This window comes from Streptomyces sp. NBC_01089, assembly GCF_045162975.1.
Lineage (GTDB): Bacteria > Actinomycetota > Actinomycetes > Streptomycetales > Streptomycetaceae > Streptomyces.
Genome location: NZ_CP108660.1, coordinates 199,430 through 214,573, shown reverse-complemented (window position 1 = coordinate 214,573; position 15,144 = coordinate 199,430). Strand labels below are relative to the sequence as shown.

Sequence of the window (15,144 nt, the reverse complement as noted above, 5' to 3'; positions counted from 1 at the left end):
TCTGCTGGATGGCCCGCAGCGCCGCAATGTCGGCCCTACGGCGGGGTGGGGACGACTGACCGACGATGTCTCTCCGTACCGGAACAGCCTTGTCCGGTCAGCTCGATACGGCGGACAGCGGCCGGGTCGGGGTGACACTCCGGGCGTGCAGAATGACGTCGAACCAGGCCGAGAGAGAGCCCCCTGCCAGGTGATAGGCGGCGTTGTCCGCGGCGTCGTAGGCCGGGCCGATCATGCGGGTCCTGCCCGGTTCGTCGAGCCAGGACCGCACGGGGGCGGGGCCTTCCGCGTGCAGGTCGAGGAAGAAGGCATCCAGACCCGCGTCCCCCAGGACCGCGTCGGCGAACTCCGGCGGCGGGGCGGGGATCGGACAGGGGGCCATGCCGTGGTGGAACATGACACCGATGGGCACATAACCGGCTCCGAAGTGCTCGCGGAGGTAGCTCCCGCAGTTCCGGTGTGTCAGGGGAGGGGACGAAGGGGAGAGGGTGCGCGGGGTGCCTTGCCCTGTGCCGATGTGCGCGCCGAGGCCGAGCCTCTCCGGGTCGTCTCCTTCCAGAGCCAGGGAACGGAACCCCATCTCCTCGACCAGGAACCGCGCGACTCTGTGCGAGAAAGCGGACAGCTCGTGGGCCTGGCGGGCCGAGGTGCCGAGCGCCACGACCTGCGCGTCGCCCACGAGTGCGGCCAGCGGGAGGAGGTCGGTCTGCGGGGCGTGGACATCCAGGGTGGTGAGGTGGTGAGCGTGGTCCCTGATCCACTGGATCACTGTCGTACGGGGTGACTTCGGCACTGTCGAGCCTCCTTGTCCGGCGAACCGGTGGACCGGTTCCGCGCCATGAGCCTCGGTCATCAACCGTGCTTGAGGTCAAGGGACTTCATGAGCGGACCAACGGCGCACCGGACAGCCCGCACGGCTCAGGGGATGATTTTCCGCCTGCGGAATTCGTCGAAGATGCCGATGAACATCTGCTCGGTCTCGACGTACTCGTGAAAACCGGCCCGTCGTGACTTCGATGTGTCGGCGAACATGTCGTAGTCGAGCCCGAACACGAAATCGCCGAAATTCCAGCAGGAGACCTCTTCGTACGAGTGCGTGAGACCGTACCGGGCCGCCATCTCGTTCCACAGGGCCTCTTTGTCGGCCATGACGGTGGTGAGGGACATCTGAAGCGGCGGGGCGACGTCCATCCCGAAGTACGCGGCGATCCTGGGCCACATCTCCTCCCAGCGGAACAGGTCGCCGTTGGCGATGTTGTACGCCTGGCCCGCACCGTCCGTGCCGGACGCCGCCCAGACAGTCGCCTTCGCGAGCAGCCCGGCATCCGTCATCTCGAACAGGCCGGTATAGGCGCCCGGCTTCCCGGGGAAGCGCAGGGGCAGGCCGAGTTCCTTGGAAATGGACGCGTACACGGCGATGACCAGAGCCAGGTTCATCGGGTTTCCCAGAGCGGCGCCACCCACCATCGAAGGCCGGATCGCCGACCAGGTCCAGGACTTCCCAAGGCTCCTGCGCTCCAGGAAGGACTGCTGGTCCACGTTGAACTCCGGCGGCATGTGCCCCGCGTCGGTCTCCCTCGCCGGTGTTTTGAACGGGCCCAGATGCGCGCCGTAGACCTTGTAGCCTTGCATCAGGCTGATGTGCCGCAGCCCGGACGCCGCCGGCTCGACGGCGTCGACGGAATTCACCAGCATGGCGAGGTTCGGCGGTACGAGCTCCGCCCAGGTGGGCCGGTCCTGGAACGCCGCGTAGAAGATGTGCGTCACTTCGCTGAGCCCGCCGAGCTTCTCGCGGGCGTCATCGGCGTCGAGCAGATCCACGGCGACATAGCGGACCCTGCCGCTGTCCGTGCCTCCGCGCCGGGAGGCGCCGATGATCTCCCAGTCGTCGAGACCGCGAAGATGCTGGATGATGTCGCGGCCGACCACCCCGTTCGCCCCGACGACCAGGGCGACTTTGCGTTCCGGATTCATGACCCCGCTCCTGAATATGTCTCTGGCCCTGTTTCTGGCTCTGGCTCTGTCTCTGGCGCTCGGAAGCGGACGTGTGCGCCGCTGCCGATTGGTACGACTTGGTTCGTACCTGCGGTAGTGAATCACGCCCGAAGGTATGACGCAAGGCGTACCTTGAGGTCGGGGTGTGCGGGGAGACCGGCGCTGTCCGGAGCCCGTGGTTCCGTACGCGGGCGCCTGTCACCGGAGCGGTGAACGGGACCTGCGGAGCCGTCGGCTGTTCTAGAGTTCCCAGGTCAGTCCCGTCACTTGATGACCTGAGAAGGAAGCACGGATTATGCCGACAGAGACGTTCGAGTTTCAGGTGGAAGCGCGCCAGCTTCTGCAGATGATGATCCACTCGATCTACTCGAACAAGGACGTGTTCCTGCGTGAACTCGTCTCCAACGCCTCCGACGCGCTCGACAAACTTCGTCTCGAAGCCCTCCGCGACGACTCTCTCGGCGCGGACGTGTCCGATCTGCACATCGCCATAGAGCCGGACGAGAAGGCTCGTACGCTCACCGTGCGCGACAACGGAATCGGTATGTCGCACGATGAGGTGGTCCAGCTCATCGGCACGATCGCGAACTCGGGTACGGCCAAGTTCCTCCAGGAGCTCAAGGAGAAGGAAGCGGAGGGCGCCGCCGCCGACGGTCTGATCGGTCAGTTCGGTGTCGGGTTCTACTCCAGCTTCATGGTGGCTGACGAGGTCACCCTGCTGACCCGCCGTGCGGGCGAGAGTCACGGCACCCGCTGGGTGTCGACCGGCGAGGGAACGTACACCGTCGAGACCGTGGACGACGCGCCGCAGGGCACCGCGGTCACCCTCCGGCTCAAGCCGGAGGACTCCGAGGACCGGCTGTACGACTACGCGTCACCCTGGAAGATCCGGGAGATCGTCAAGCGCTACTCGGACTTCATCACCTGGCCCGTCCGGCTCATCAGCCAGGCACCGGCGGCCGGCACGGACACGGCGCAGAACGAGTCGGAGCCGGGCACCGGTGAGGACGCGGGTCAGGACGCGGGCGAAGGCACCGACGCGGCCGCCCCGGCCGAGCCCGAGACCCTGAACTCGATGAAGGCGCTCTGGGCGCGCTCGCGCGACGAGGTCACGGACGACGAGTACCACGAGCTGTACAAGCACATCAGCCACGACTGGAACAGCCCCCTCGAAACCATCAGGCTGCAGGCCGAGGGCACCTTCGAGTACCAGGCGCTGCTCTTCATCCCGGCACACGCGCCGCAGGACCTCTTCACCCAGGGCTACCAGCGCGGAATCCAGCTGTATGTGAAGCGCGTCTTCATCATGGACGACTGCGAAGCGCTGATGCCGCCGTATCTGCGCTTCGTCAAGGGTGTGGTCGACGCGCAGGACCTGTCGCTCAACGTGTCGCGCGAGATCCTCCAGCAGGACCGGCAGATCCAGCTGATGCACCGCCGTCTGGCGAAGAAGGTGCTGTCGACGGTCAAGGACATGATGTCCGGCGAACCGGAGCGCTACGCCACGTTCTGGCGGGAGTTCGGCCGCGTCCTCAAGGAAGGACTGCTGAGCGACTTCGAGAACCGCGACGCCATCCTCGGTGTCTCCTCCTTCGCCACCACCCACAGCGACGAGGAGCCGGCCACCCTGCGGCAGTACGTGGACCGCATGAAGGAGGGCCAGGAGCACATCTTCTACCTCACGGGTGAGTCCCGTCAGGCCATCGAGAACTCCCCGCACATGGAGGCGTTCCGGGCCAAGGGCATCGAGGTGCTCCTGCTCACCGACCCCGTCGACGAAGTATGGGTCGAGGCGGTCCCGGAGTTCGACGGCAAGCAGCTGCGGTCCGTGGCCAAGGGCGAGGTCGACCTGGGCACCGAGGCGGAGAAGAAGGAGGCCGGGACCGAACGCGAGAAGCAGCAGCAGGAGTTCGAGTCCCTGCTGACCTGGATGACGGAGCGGCTGGGCGAGAACGTCAAGGAGGTGCGCCTCTCCTCGCGGCTCACCGTCTCACCCGCGTGCATCGTCTCGGACACCCACGATGTGACGCCGGCGCTGGAGAACATGTACCGCGCCATGGGCCAGGCCGTGCCGCACGTCAAGCGCATCCTCGAACTCAACCCGGGACACCCGCTGGTCACGGGGTTGAACAAGGCGTACACGGCGCGGACGGACGACACCGGTCTCGGCGGTCTCGAAGAGACGGCGGAGCTTCTCCACGGCATGGCGCTGCTCGCCGAGGGCGGCGAACTGACCGATCCGGCACGCTTCGTCAAGCTGCTGGCCGACCGACTGGAGCGCACCCTGTAGCTGTAGCCGCGGCTGTACGGGCCTCGCGCCCGGGGGAGCGTCCCGCCGCACCGCGCGGGGCGCTCCCCCCTGCCTTCGACCGGTGCCCCCGTCAGTGCATCGGGACCTGGTGCGTCAGCCAGCGGAAGACCTCCGGGACCTGCTGCTTCCACACCACGGTGGCGTGCCCGCCGGCGCCGGCGGGCAGTCTCACGGCCTGTACGGTCGTCGGGCGCTTGGCCACCTGCTTGAGGGCGAGCGCTCCCGGGTAGCCGTCCGTCGGCGCACCGGAGACGAACAGCGCGACCCTGGGCGGGACCCGGTCGTGCTGGAGGATCTTCCACGGGTTGTTGCGGTCACGCAGCCGAGGCGTCCGCGCCGTGAGCGAGGCCGGCTCGCCGACCGGGTCGTTGTAGCCGGAGAGACCGACCGCGGCCCGGTAGCGGTCCGGGTGTTTCACCCCCAGCTCGACCGCGCAGTGCGCGCCCGCCGAGTAGCCCGCGACGGCCCAGCCTGCCGGCTTCCGCTCGGCCCGGAAGGTGTCCGTCACCATCTTGCGGACGTCAACACTCAGCCAGGTGTCCGCGTTGACCTTGCCGGGGATGTTGGCACAGCCGGTGTCGGCGTTGCCCAGCAGTGTCGTACGGGGCGCGACGACGATGTACGGGGCCACCTCACCGCGCAGCATCAACGGCGCGAGCTGCGTATTCACCTGGAGGGCCCCGAACCAGGCCCGGGCCGAGCCGGGATAGCCGGGAAGCACCTCGACCACCGGGAAGTCCCGGTGCCGATAGGCCGGTTGACCGTACTGCGGCGGCAGCCAGACGTAGACCTCGCCCGACACCCCCGATATCCGCCCCTTGAGCTGGGTGACCTGCACTCCGGGGCCCATCCGGGGGTCGCCCGCGGGCCGGAAACTCTGCTTGATCCGTGGCTCGGTTCTGACGGACTTGCCGCCGGTTCCGTCCGGGCCGAGATCGGCGGCGGCGTTCACATGGTTGCCGGTCCCCAGGAGGTCGTCCCAGTTGTCGTAGAGACCGTTGGAGTTGTTGACGATCACGAACACCAGGAGCACCCCGGTGGCCTGGACGACGAGCAGCATGACCACACGCGCGGTGTGCCGCACCGCCCCGGGGCCGCGGATCCGGCTCCAGAACACCAACGGCAGGGCGAGGGCCGCCGCCACCAGCACGATCGACGTCAGAAAGAAGGGTGTCCCCGTAAGGCTCATCAGAATCTCGTCTCCGGATAACGAGGAGCCGCGGGGGCATCCCTGCCCGTCCCGGGCCCCGGTCCGGTGAAGGAGATGGCCGGGGACGCGCCGGGGTTCCCGAATGGCTCACGGTGTCGCGAACGCCTGGGCCACGGCGAGACTGTCCTCGTAGACGTGGTGCCGGGTGACGAGGCCGTTCTCGACCGTGAGATGCAGCGCGAACCGGGCCCGGTAAGCGCGTCCGGTGGCCCGGGCGGTCTGACGGATCTCGCCGAGCACGACCGCGTCGCAGCGGTCGATGAGGATGTGCTCGATCTTGGTGGCCGCGAGCCCGGGGGCATGGTGCTCGGCCAGCTCGCGATAGTGCGCGGCAGCGTCGGCGCGGGTGGACCGGTGGCGGATCCACGGGGTGGCCGTGCGCCCGTGTTCGGCGTCCGGCCAGTTCAGCTTCCAGTCGCCCCTCTCTGCGTACAGCTCCGCGATCCGTTCCGGGTCGCCCTCACCGATCCGGTGGAGCAGTTCCTCCACCACGTGGCGGGTTGTCATGGGTTTGGCTGTAGGCACGGTGCGGTTCCTCTCGTCTGTGGCTCTTCGTGTGTCAACTCTGGTGCGGAGACTCCTGCGTGGGCCTCCGCGTCGGCACTGTCCGCCTCGCGGGGACGCGGGGTGTCGCCATCCTCGACGTCACTGGGGGCGACCGGCAATTACCTCCCGGGTAAGTACGGCAGGCGTGGCCGGATCTGGCACGTGCAGCCATCGAGGGGCGAGGGGGTGACTGAGGTGCATGGCCGTTTTCCGGTATCAGTTGGCAGAATATTGGAAGTGCGACAGGCGCGGTGTGCCGAGCATGGAGATGTGTCCAGGAACAAGTTGATCCCTCTGTTGTCCGTCGGCCACGCATGTGTGGATGTGTACCAGGGCTCGGTGGCGGCGCTGGTGCCGTTCTTCGTCGCTGAGCGCGCGTACAGCTATGCCGCCGTGTCCGGCATCGTCCTCGCCGCGTCACTGCTGTCGTCGGTGGCCCAGCCCGTGTTCGGTCTGCTGACCGACAAGTGGGCGATGCCGTGGCTGCTGCCCGTGAGCACTCTGCTCGGTGGAGTCGGGATCGCGCTCAGTGGCGTGAGCGGCTCCTACAAGCTGACGTTGGTGTTCGTGGCGCTCTCGGGGCTCGGTGTGGCGGCCTACCACCCCGAGTCGGCCCGGGTCGCGCGGCTGGCCAGCGGCGGCAGCCACAGTGGTATGGCGTGGTTCTCACTCGGTGGCAACGTCGGGTTTGCGGTGGCGCCGCTCATGGTCTCGGCGGTGGTGCTCTCCGGCGGTCTCCGGCTGTCGCCGCTGCTCGTGATCCCTGCCGTGGCGGGAAGCGCGCTCTGTGTGCCGGCGCTGCGGGCCTTGGAGAGGAGTGGCTCGGGGCGCGCCGCTGAGGCGGTGAACGCCCGTCGTGATGACCGTACTTCGTTCGTGAAGCTGTCGCTCGTGGTGGTCTGCCGCTCCATCGTCTTCATCGGCCTGAGCACCTTCATCTCGCTCTACGCCAAGCAGCGCATGGGGGGCAGCGCACCGGCGGGCACCGCCGCACTGTTCGTGCTCTACCTGGGCGGCGCGGTGGGCTCTGTGCTGGGCGGCAACCTGGCGGGCCGGTGGGACCGGGTGACGGTTGCCCGCTGGTCGTATCTCGCGACGACGGTCGCGGTGGCGGGGATTGTGACCGTGCCCGGGCCGGTGCTCTATCTGTTCGTGGCGCTGGCGTCGGTGGGTCTGTATGTGCCGTTCTCGCTCCAAGTCACCCTGGGGCAGGACTACTTGCCGTCGAGGGTCGGCACGGCCAGCGGGATCACACTGGGTCTGACTGTGAGCATTGGTGGTCTGGCCAGCCCGCTGATCGGTGCTGTCGCTGATGCGACGTCACTCCGTACGGCGCTGGCTCCGCTGGTGGTGTTGCCGGTGGTGAGCTGGCTGCTGTTGCGTACGCTGCCTGAACCGGCCTTGCCGGGACCTGTACTGCCCGGACGGGAGCCGCTTGAACCGGTACTGCCTGAACCGGTGCGGTCTGAACCGGTCATGCCGCCACCACAGGTGACGGAGCGAAAGGCTGACAATGGCGGGGCAGCGTCTGCTCCCTGACCTAGCCGACAGGAGGAACAGTTCCTCGCGTGTGTCGGGACAGGTCGGTGGCCTCCCAGGCTGCCTCGATCATCTGGAAGATCTCGTCCACGGCGGCCTGCGGATCGGCCGCCTCCCGGGCCAGGGAGTAGGCGTCGATCGCGAACCTCGCGATGGTCCGGCAGGCCGTTGTGGCCTGCGGCAGGCCGTGGTCGGTGGCGATGGCTGTTGCCAGCGTTTCCGCGTGGCGCAGTCTCATCGACTCTTCGTACTCGCGCAGTGCGGGCGATGTGTCGATCATGTGCCAGATCGGGGCGGCGCTGTCTGCTGTGCAGTGTTGCACCAGGGCCTGGATCGCCTCGTGCAGTGCGGGGATGAGGGGTGCGTGCGGTGGCCGGCCGGTGGCGGCCTGTGTGAGGCGTTGCTCGAAGTTGTCGTCCTGCTCGAACACCAGGGCCTCTTTCGAGGCGAAGTGGGAGAAGAGCGTGGTGACGGCAACGTCGGCCTCGGCGGCCACGTCGCGGATGCCGACGGCGTCGTACCCGCGTTCCAGGAAGAGCCGCAGGGCGGCGTCGGCGATCTTCTGGCGGGTCGCGGCCTTCTTGCGCTCGCGGCGTCCGGACTGCTCGGGCATGCCCTCACGCTATCAGGTGCGAAGCCGTAGCAGCTTCAAAAGACTAACGGTTAGTGTTATGGTCCACCGCATGAAGAAGATGAGCTTCGCCGAGTTCGGCGGTCCGGAAGTTCTGCGACTCATAGATGCCGAGGAGCCCCACGCGGGCCCCGGCCAGATACGCATTGCCGTGCGGGCGGCGGGTGTGAACCCCGTCGACTGGAGGATCCGTGAGGGCCAGATCCTGGGGGCCCATCCGACCGAGCTGCCCGCCGGGGTCGGGATCGATGCCGCGGGAGTGGTGGACGAGGTAGGTGAGGGCGTTGAAGGAGTCGAGGCCGGTGATCAGGTGTTCGGTGAAGGGGCCAGCACATATGCCGAGTTCGCGGTGTTGTCGGCTTGGGCCGGGATGCCTGAGGGGCTGACGTTCGAGGAAGCGGCGGGGTATCCGTCTGTGATGGAGACCGCGTTGCGCATCATCCGCGAAGTCGGTGTGCGGCCGGGGCAGACGTTGCTGGTCAGCGGTGCGTCCGGGGGAGTTGGATCGGCGGTGCTGCAGATTGCGCGAAGTCGTGGGATTGCGGTGATCGGTACGGCAGGGGCCGGAAACCAGGAGTATCTGCGGGGTTTGGGTGCCATTGCCACGACGTACGGGGAGGGGTGGGTCGAGCGGGTGCGTCGGCTGGGCCATGTCGACGCGGCTCTTGATCTGGCCGGCTCGGGCGTGATCCGTGAGCTTGTCGAGCTGACGGGTGATCCGGGGAGGGTGGTCTCGATCGCGGATCTCGATGCGCCGGAGTTCGGTGTGCGGTTTTCTGGTGTGGCGGGGAGTGTGGTGGAGGCGTTGGTTGAGGCTGTGTTGCTGGTTTCGCGGGGGGAGCTGCGTATTCCGGTGGAGAAGTCGTACGGGCTCGCGGAGGCTGCGGCGGCACATGTCGACAGCCAGGCCGGTCATACGCGGGGGCGTCGGGTGGTGGTTGTCTGAGTTGTAGTTCACCCCCACCGGTGCGGGGGTGCCGGTGGGTGCGCCGGTGGGGGTGTTTGTGTGTGGGCCTTGCGGGTGGGTGTGGTCCTAGCCGACGAGGAGTACGAGCTTTCCGCGTAGGTGGCCGTGCTCGCCGGCCTGGTGCGCCTCGGCGGCATCGGCGAGCGGGAAGGTATGTGTGGGCGGGGGCTGGAAGCGCCCGGACTGGATCAGTTCGCCGATGGTGTCGAGGGCGTGGAGGGCCCGGCCGCTTTCCCCGGTGCTGAACCTGACGCCGTGTTTGCGGGCTCCGGGGACGTCGGCGAGTGTGATGACGTGCTGGGCGCTGCCGGTGAGTTGGCTGAGCTCGGGCAGAATTCCGTTGCCTGCGATGTCGAGTGCGAGGTCGATGCCGTCGGGTGCGAGTGTGCGGACCCGGTCCGGGAGGCCGGGGCCGTAGGTGAGGGGTTCGGCACCGAGGGTGCGGAGGTATGCGTGGTTGGCGGGGCTGGCTGTTCCCAGCACGCGGGCGCCGCGTACCACGGCGAGTTGTACTGCGGCGCTGCCGACGGTGCCGGAGGCGCCGTTGATGAGGAGTGTGGTGCCGGGTCCGGCGCCGAGCTGGTCGAGTGCGCGGGTGGCCGTTTCGATGGCGGCGGGCAGCGCTGCGGCGGCGGTGAAGTCGAGGGGCGGCGGGATGGGTGCGTAGTGGGAGAGCACTGCGAGTTCGGCCTGGGCGCCTTCTTGGGCGGTGAAGCCGAATACGGGGTCGCCGATGGCGGTGTCGGTGACGCCTTCGCCGAGTTCGTCGACGGTGCCTGCTGCTTCGTGGCCGAGGGTCTGGGGGAGCCCTTGGTCCATGAGGCCCTTGCGCTTTTTCCAGTCGCTGGGGTTGATGCCGGCGGCGCGTACGGCGATGCGGATCTGGCCGGGGCCCGGGTGCGGGTCGGGGAGTTCCGTTGTCTCGAGGACTTCGGGTCCGCCGAACCGGCTGAATCGCACTGCTTTCATCGTTGGCTCCGCTTGTGGCCGGGTGTTGCTGGTGTCAGGTGCTTGTCGGTGGTGAGTGTGTCATGGGGTGGCGGGCGCACGGCACTTGGTGGCGTTGGTGGGGGTTAGTAGGCGGAGTTGACGTTGTCCATGGTGCCGTATTTGTCGGCGGCGTAGTTGGCTGCGGCGACGATGTTGGCGACGGGGTCGGTGAGGCTGTTTTTGGTGCCCTTGACGTGGTAGGTGTCGAAGGTGGGCTGGATGACTTGGAGGAGTCCCTTGGAGGGGATGCCGTTCTGGGCGTTGATGTCCCAGTTGTTCTGGGCGTGGGGGTTGCCGCTGGATTCGCGCATGATGTTGCGGTGGAGGCCTTCGTAGCTGCCGGGGATGTGTTTGGTCTTCATGATGGCGAGTGATTCCTTGATCCAGCCGTCGAGGTTGTTGCTGTATTTGGTGCTTTTGACGATCGCGGTGACGGCGTCGGTGTGCTTGGCGCTGGGGGTCTTCTTCGCCGTGGTCTTCGTGGCTGTGGTTTTCGTGGTGTGGTGTGCGGTTTTTTCGGTGTGGTGGGCCTGTTTGGTGATGGCTGCGGTGGTGATGGCGGCGGCGGAGACGGGGGTGGTGGTGTGTGTGGGTGTGGTGGCGTGGGCGTGGGGGGCGAGGGTGAGGGTGATGGCGGCGGCGCTGGTGGTGGCGAGGGCGGTGATGGTGGTCTTGCGGAGGGTGCGGGGGGTGGTGGCAGTCATGGGGGTGCCTTTCGGGTGGGGTGTGGTGGGGAGGCCGGCTGGGGGTGGGTGACACGGGTGGCTGTGGTGGCCGTGGTGTGTGTCGTGGGGCCGGTGTGTGGGTGGCGGGCGGTGGTGTTCCGTCCGGTCCGGTGTGTGGCTTCCCGGTATGTCCATCACCTTGCGAGAGGGTCCCTGCTGGTGGCAATTATGTGACCTACGACCCCAGATAGTGACAAAACGGACATGGGTGTTGTGGGGCCTGTGCTGGTGGGGGTGGGGGTGGGGTGTGGGTCTACTAGGGGGTGTCCTGTGTGACGGGGGTCCTATGTCCGGGCTCACAGTCCGCTGGTTTCAGCGCCTCTGATTCCTACTTTGTGTCACTGCCCGTGTACGGCGATGGCCCCGGTTCTGTGGTCCTGTTCCCTGTCCGGCGGAGGGGGATGGGGTGGGGGTGGGGTGGGTTGGTGTGGGGGCGGGGGTGTGCCGGGAGCCGGGGCGTGTCCGTTGAATGGTGGCGGCTCGACGGCTGCGGTCGGGGATTGTGCGGGCCGGGCGGCGAAGGCGGTTGAGGGTATGCGGACTGCTCTGGCTGCTTCGGGGTATCGCTCGAGGACGTCATCAGTACGCGGGTTCTTGTTGCGTCGGTTTGCCGGGAGGATTTGGTGGCCGCGTGGCGGGTCGTCCGGGACGCGTTCGCTGATCATGATGTCTCGAGCACGCTGATGGGTGTGACGGTGCTGGGTTACGAGGATCAGCTGGTCGAGATCGAGGCTGTTGCTGCGGTGCTCGATTCCTGGGCTTCTTCACAACGGCACGACACGGCGCGGCAGGATCAAGGGGGCGTGGCACGGCAGGTGCCGGCGGCCGGCCCCCCGGCCCCCGGAGGAACACCCCCCGGGGGTCGGAGGAACACCCCCCGGGGGTCGGAGGAACACCCCCCGGGGGGTCGGAGGAACACCCCTGGGGGTGTTCCTCCGGAGCTTTCCGGGGGTGGGGGTGCCGGGGTGTTTGGGTGCTGGGTGTTGTGGTGGTTGCCCCGCTCTGCGGGGAGGGTGCTGCTGTTGTTGTTGTGTTGATGGTGGGGGATCAGTGTGGGGGTGGGGTGGTTGGGCGGTTCAGGGCGTACACCGTGATGGGGTTGTCCTGGAGTTGGTCTTCTCGGCGGGGGGTGAATCCGAGGCGTTGGGCTACTGATATTGATGCGTTGTTGCCTGGTCGTATGAGGGCGGTGACGTAGTCGTTGTCGAGTGTGCTGAAGCCCCAGTCCAGGCATGCCTGGGCGGCTTCGGTTGCGTATCCGTGTCCCCAGTGGCTGGTTTTGAGGGTCCAGCCCAGTTCGACTTCGTCGAACTGTTCCCAGTACTGCAGGCCGGTGCGGCCGATGAATGTGTGGCTGGGTTTGAGTTCGATGGCGCACAGGCCGTGGCCTCGCTGGTTCCACTGCTGCTCGGTCTTGGTGAGCCGCTCTCGTGCCTGCCGGCGTGAGAAGGTCCCGGTGAAGTGGCTGACCTGTGGGTCGGCGTGGAGTTCGGTGAAAGCGTCGAGGTCGGACAGCCGGAGAGGCCGCAGGAGCAGCCGGTCGGTCTCGATCATGTCTTGAGCCTAGTTTCGCTGTCCCGGGGCTCTGGTGTGGTTCCGGCCGTTCTGCGGGGCGGGCAGCACGTGTGGGAAAGGGCGGGCCGGGCCTGCCCGTTGTCGCCAGCCTCGTGGGGGAGCGGAACACACACCCCCGCTGCGGTGTCCTGCTGCTCGGCGGTGCCCACGGCATTGCGGGCATGACGCTCAGCGGCCACCTCAGCACGTGCAGATTGCGCACTGCCTCCGACGAGCTCGTCGACGCCCTTATCTGCATGGTCACCACCACCAGCACCAGCACCAGCACCACCACCGGAGCCGTCGGAGCGGCATGCACCGGTACCGGCGAAAGCGCACAGCAACGCCCGTGCCCCGCCCCAGCAATGCCCGCGCCCCGCTTGGCAACACCCCTTGCCTCGCCCCAGCAATGCTCGCGCCTCGCTTCGCCTCGGCTGGCTGCGGCCGATGCTGTGTTTGGTGCCGGGGGTCGGGCGCTTTTCTTCGGGTGTCTGGTGTTGGGGGGTGTCGGCTGGCTGTCTTGCCGGTACGTGTATGTGTACGTGAACGGTGTTCGGCGGTCACGCAGTTGCCACGCTCTGTTATCGCCGGTAGTTCTCCGGCAGTGTTTGGGTGCCCGCCGCCGGCCCCCCGCCGCCGCCCCCCGCTGTCGGAACCCGCCCGTTGCGGGGCCACCCGCCGTCGGACCCACCGGCTGCGTGGCCCCTCGCCGCGTGGCCGCTTGCCGCGTGGCCGCTTGCCGCGTGGCCGCTTGCCGCGTGGCCGCTTGCCGCGTGGCCGCTTGCCGCGTGGCCGCTTGCCGCGGGTGTGCTGCGGCTGGGTCACTTGCTGTGGGGCCGCTCGCCTTCGACCGGGCGGGTCGCTGCTGGGCTGGCCGCCGCGGGGGCGGGCTGCTGCTTGGGCTGCGTTCTGTGTTGTGTTGTGGGTGGTCTGTTCTGTCTGGCGACCCTGGTCACATGGGTTTTCGTGTGGGCTTCTAATATTTGAATTCTGTGTTCTTCGACGGGGCGCTGATGCCTGTTTGGTCGTGCTCGGCGTCTCATGCCTGACATGGCGGCGTCCACCGTACGGGGGATGGAGCCGAGTACCCGAGGAGAGGAACGTTCATGCGCGCCCGGAGTATCGCAGCGGCCACCGCAGCAGCAGTAGCGGTGGTGGCGGCCCGTGACCTCGTTCAGAAGAAGCACGCGTTGCTGCGGAACTTTCCGGTGATCGGGCATGCCCGTTACCTGCTGGAGACGATCGGGCCGGAGCTGCGGCAGTACATCGTGACCTCCAATGATGAGGAGCGGCCGTTCAGCCGGGATCAGCGGACCTGGATCTATGCGTCGGCGAAGGAGGAGAACAACTACTTCGGGTTCGGGACCGATAATGACGTCGAGCACATGCAGGGGCACGCTTACCTCAAGCAGCGGACGTTCGCCGGTGAGCTGCCCGATGTGCATGATCCGCAGGCTCCGTTGCCCTCGGCGAAGGTGCTGGGCGGGCCGCGGGGGCGTGCCGGGGCGTTCCGGCCGGCGAGTGTGGTGAATATTTCCGCGATGAGTTTCGGGTCGCTCTCCGGTGCGGCGGTCACCGCGCTCAACAAGGGTGCGGCGCTGGCGGGCACGCTGCAGAACACGGGGGAGGGCGGGCTCTCGCCGTATCACCGCAACGGTGGTGACCTCATTCTGCAGATCGGTACGGCGTACTTCGGCTGCCGTAACGAGGACGGCACTTTCAGTATCGACAAGCTCAAGGATGTCGTTGCCGGTGCTCCGGTCAAGGCGATAGAGATCAAGCTTTCCCAGGGTGCCAAGCCGGGGCTCGGCGGGATGCTGCCGGGTGCGAAGGTGACTCCGGAGATCGCTGAGATCCGTGGTATCCCGCTGGGCAAGGACTGTGCTTCTCCGTCGCGGCACACCGCGTTCAGTGACGTGGACTCGATGCTCGACTTCGTCGAGCTGATCGCCGCGGAGACCGGTCTGCCGGTCGGGGTCAAGAGCGCGGTGGGCGAGATGGGTTTCTGGCAGGAGCTGGCCACGCTGATGGCGCGGGGGGACCGCGGTGTCGACTTCGTGACCATCGACGGTGGTGAGGGCGGTACCGGGGCGGCGCCGCTGACCTTCACCGACTCGGTGTCGCTGCCGTTCCGGATGGGTTTCTCCCGGGTGTACGGCACGTTCGCCGAGCTGGGGCTGACCGACGATCTGACGTTCATCGCGTCCGGCAAGCTCGGTCTGCCCGAGAACGCCGCGGTCGCGTTCGCTCTGGGCGCCGACATGATCAACGTGGCGCGTGAGGCGATGCTCTCGATCGGCTGTATCCAGTCGCAGAAGTGCCACACCGACAAGTGCCCCACCGGTATCGCCACCCAGAACCCGCGGCTGGCCCGGGGTATCGACCCGGTCTCCAAGTCCACCCGGGCGGCTGTCTACCTGCGGACCCTGCGCAGGGAGCTGATGAAGATCTCAGCGGCCGTGGGTGTCGCCCACCCGGCGCTCATCACGGCTTCCGACATCGAGATCATGAACGGCGACTACGACGCCCGTACGCTGCTCAGCGTCTACGGCTACAAGAAGGGCTGGGGCGAGCTCGGCCCGCGCCTCACCGAGGAGATCACCGCCCTGCTCACCACGAAACCGGCCTCCGGGCAGGAACCGGTCGTCTGAACCCGCCGGCAGCGGCCAGCACCGC

12 protein-coding genes and 1 pseudogene are annotated in these 15,144 nt (G+C 67.4%); 5 read left to right on the top strand and 8 right to left on the bottom strand.

The window, feature by feature from the left end:
* Window positions 1-97: 97 nt before the first annotated feature.
* Both OG510_RS00960 and OG510_RS00955 read right to left on the bottom strand, forming a co-directional pair.
* Window positions 98-793: an erythromycin esterase family protein gene (locus OG510_RS00960; RefSeq protein ID WP_406134697.1), complete on the bottom strand. Its 696-nt coding sequence runs from the start codon at window positions 791-793 to the stop codon at window positions 98-100.
* Window positions 794-918: 125 nt separating this feature from the next.
* Window positions 919-1,974: an SDR family oxidoreductase gene (locus tag OG510_RS00955; RefSeq protein WP_406134696.1), complete on the bottom strand. Its 1,056-nt coding sequence runs from the start codon at window positions 1,972-1,974 to the stop codon at window positions 919-921.
* Between the two features lie 316 nt (window positions 1,975-2,290).
* Between OG510_RS00955 and htpG the strand changes: the two genes are divergently transcribed.
* Complete coding sequence (gene htpG, locus OG510_RS00950) at window positions 2,291-4,285, top strand: molecular chaperone HtpG (RefSeq protein WP_406134695.1); 1,995 nt, start codon at window positions 2,291-2,293, stop codon at window positions 4,283-4,285.
* 91 nt (window positions 4,286-4,376) lie between these two features.
* Here htpG and OG510_RS00945 read toward each other — a convergent pair whose 3' ends face one another.
* Window positions 4,377-5,495: an alpha/beta hydrolase gene (locus OG510_RS00945; RefSeq protein WP_406134694.1), complete on the bottom strand. Its 1,119-nt coding sequence runs from the start codon at window positions 5,493-5,495 to the stop codon at window positions 4,377-4,379.
* Between the two features lie 108 nt (window positions 5,496-5,603).
* On the bottom strand, window positions 5,604-6,023 hold the full coding sequence (locus tag OG510_RS00940) for a nuclear transport factor 2 family protein (RefSeq protein WP_406134693.1): 420 nt from the start codon (window positions 6,021-6,023) through the stop codon (window positions 5,604-5,606).
* A 309-nt stretch (window positions 6,024-6,332) separates the two neighbouring features.
* Here OG510_RS00940 and OG510_RS00935 point away from each other — a divergent pair, with 309 nt between their 5' ends.
* Window positions 6,333-7,601, top strand: a complete 1,269-nt coding sequence (locus OG510_RS00935) for an MFS transporter (RefSeq protein WP_406134692.1) — start codon at window positions 6,333-6,335, stop codon at window positions 7,599-7,601.
* A gap of 1 nt (window position 7,602) precedes the next feature.
* Here OG510_RS00935 and OG510_RS00930 read toward each other — a convergent pair whose 3' ends face one another.
* Window positions 7,603-8,214 carry a TetR/AcrR family transcriptional regulator gene (locus OG510_RS00930; protein ID WP_406134691.1) on the bottom strand — a complete coding sequence of 204 codons (612 nt, stop codon included), beginning with the start codon at window positions 8,212-8,214 and terminating at the stop codon, window positions 7,603-7,605.
* Between the two features lie 70 nt (window positions 8,215-8,284).
* Between OG510_RS00930 and OG510_RS00925 the strand changes: the two genes are divergently transcribed.
* The gene (locus OG510_RS00925; protein WP_406134690.1) at window positions 8,285-9,178 is read left to right on the top strand and encodes an NADP-dependent oxidoreductase; all 894 of its coding nucleotides are present in this window, start codon (window positions 8,285-8,287) and stop codon (window positions 9,176-9,178) included.
* Window positions 9,179-9,265: 87 nt separating this feature from the next.
* Here OG510_RS00925 and OG510_RS00920 read toward each other — a convergent pair whose 3' ends face one another.
* Together OG510_RS00920 and OG510_RS00915 are read right to left on the bottom strand one after the other, a co-directional pair.
* Complete coding sequence (locus OG510_RS00920) at window positions 9,266-10,168, bottom strand: NADP-dependent oxidoreductase (RefSeq protein WP_406134689.1); 903 nt, start codon at window positions 10,166-10,168, stop codon at window positions 9,266-9,268.
* A 104-nt stretch (window positions 10,169-10,272) separates the two neighbouring features.
* Complete coding sequence (locus OG510_RS00915) at window positions 10,273-10,893, bottom strand: transglycosylase SLT domain-containing protein (RefSeq protein WP_406134688.1); 621 nt, start codon at window positions 10,891-10,893, stop codon at window positions 10,273-10,275.
* A gap of 471 nt (window positions 10,894-11,364) precedes the next feature.
* Here OG510_RS00915 and OG510_RS00910 point away from each other — a divergent pair.
* Window positions 11,365-11,669: pseudogene (locus tag OG510_RS00910) on the top strand (Rid family hydrolase); the annotation flags it as partial.
* Window positions 11,670-11,961: 292 nt separating this feature from the next.
* On the opposite strand, the gene OG510_RS00905 reads toward OG510_RS00910, so the two are convergent.
* Window positions 11,962-12,468: a GNAT family N-acetyltransferase gene (locus tag OG510_RS00905; RefSeq protein ID WP_406134687.1), complete on the bottom strand. Its 507-nt coding sequence runs from the start codon at window positions 12,466-12,468 to the stop codon at window positions 11,962-11,964.
* A gap of 1,106 nt (window positions 12,469-13,574) precedes the next feature.
* Here OG510_RS00905 and OG510_RS00900 point away from each other — a divergent pair.
* Window positions 13,575-15,119 (top strand): FMN-binding glutamate synthase family protein, encoded by a 1,545-nt coding sequence (locus OG510_RS00900; protein WP_406134686.1) that lies wholly within the window; start codon window positions 13,575-13,577, stop codon window positions 15,117-15,119.
* Window positions 15,120-15,144: the final 25 nt, after the last annotated feature.

Excerpts from the sequence above, each read along its gene's own strand:
- OG510_RS00925 (WP_406134690.1), top strand. The coding sequence starts at position 8,285 with ATGAAGAAGATGAGCTTCGCCGAGTTCGGCGGTCCGGAAGTTCTGCGA.
- OG510_RS00940 (WP_406134693.1), bottom strand. The coding sequence starts at position 6,023 with ATGACAACCCGCCACGTGGTGGAGGAACTGCTCCACCGGATCGGTGAG.
- OG510_RS00915 (WP_406134688.1), bottom strand. The coding sequence starts at position 10,893 with ATGACTGCCACCACCCCCCGCACCCTCCGCAAGACCACCATCACCGCC.
- OG510_RS00945 (WP_406134694.1), bottom strand. The coding sequence starts at position 5,495 with ATGAGCCTTACGGGGACACCCTTCTTTCTGACGTCGATCGTGCTGGTG.
- OG510_RS00900 (WP_406134686.1), top strand. The coding sequence starts at position 13,575 with ATGCGCGCCCGGAGTATCGCAGCGGCCACCGCAGCAGCAGTAGCGGTG.
- OG510_RS00920 (WP_406134689.1), bottom strand. The coding sequence starts at position 10,168 with ATGAAAGCAGTGCGATTCAGCCGGTTCGGCGGACCCGAAGTCCTCGAG.
- OG510_RS00905 (WP_406134687.1), bottom strand. The coding sequence starts at position 12,468 with ATGATCGAGACCGACCGGCTGCTCCTGCGGCCTCTCCGGCTGTCCGAC.
- OG510_RS00955 (WP_406134696.1), bottom strand. The coding sequence starts at position 1,974 with ATGAATCCGGAACGCAAAGTCGCCCTGGTCGTCGGGGCGAACGGGGTG.
- htpG (WP_406134695.1), top strand. The coding sequence starts at position 2,291 with ATGCCGACAGAGACGTTCGAGTTTCAGGTGGAAGCGCGCCAGCTTCTG.
- OG510_RS00930 (WP_406134691.1), bottom strand. The coding sequence starts at position 8,214 with ATGCCCGAGCAGTCCGGACGCCGCGAGCGCAAGAAGGCCGCGACCCGC.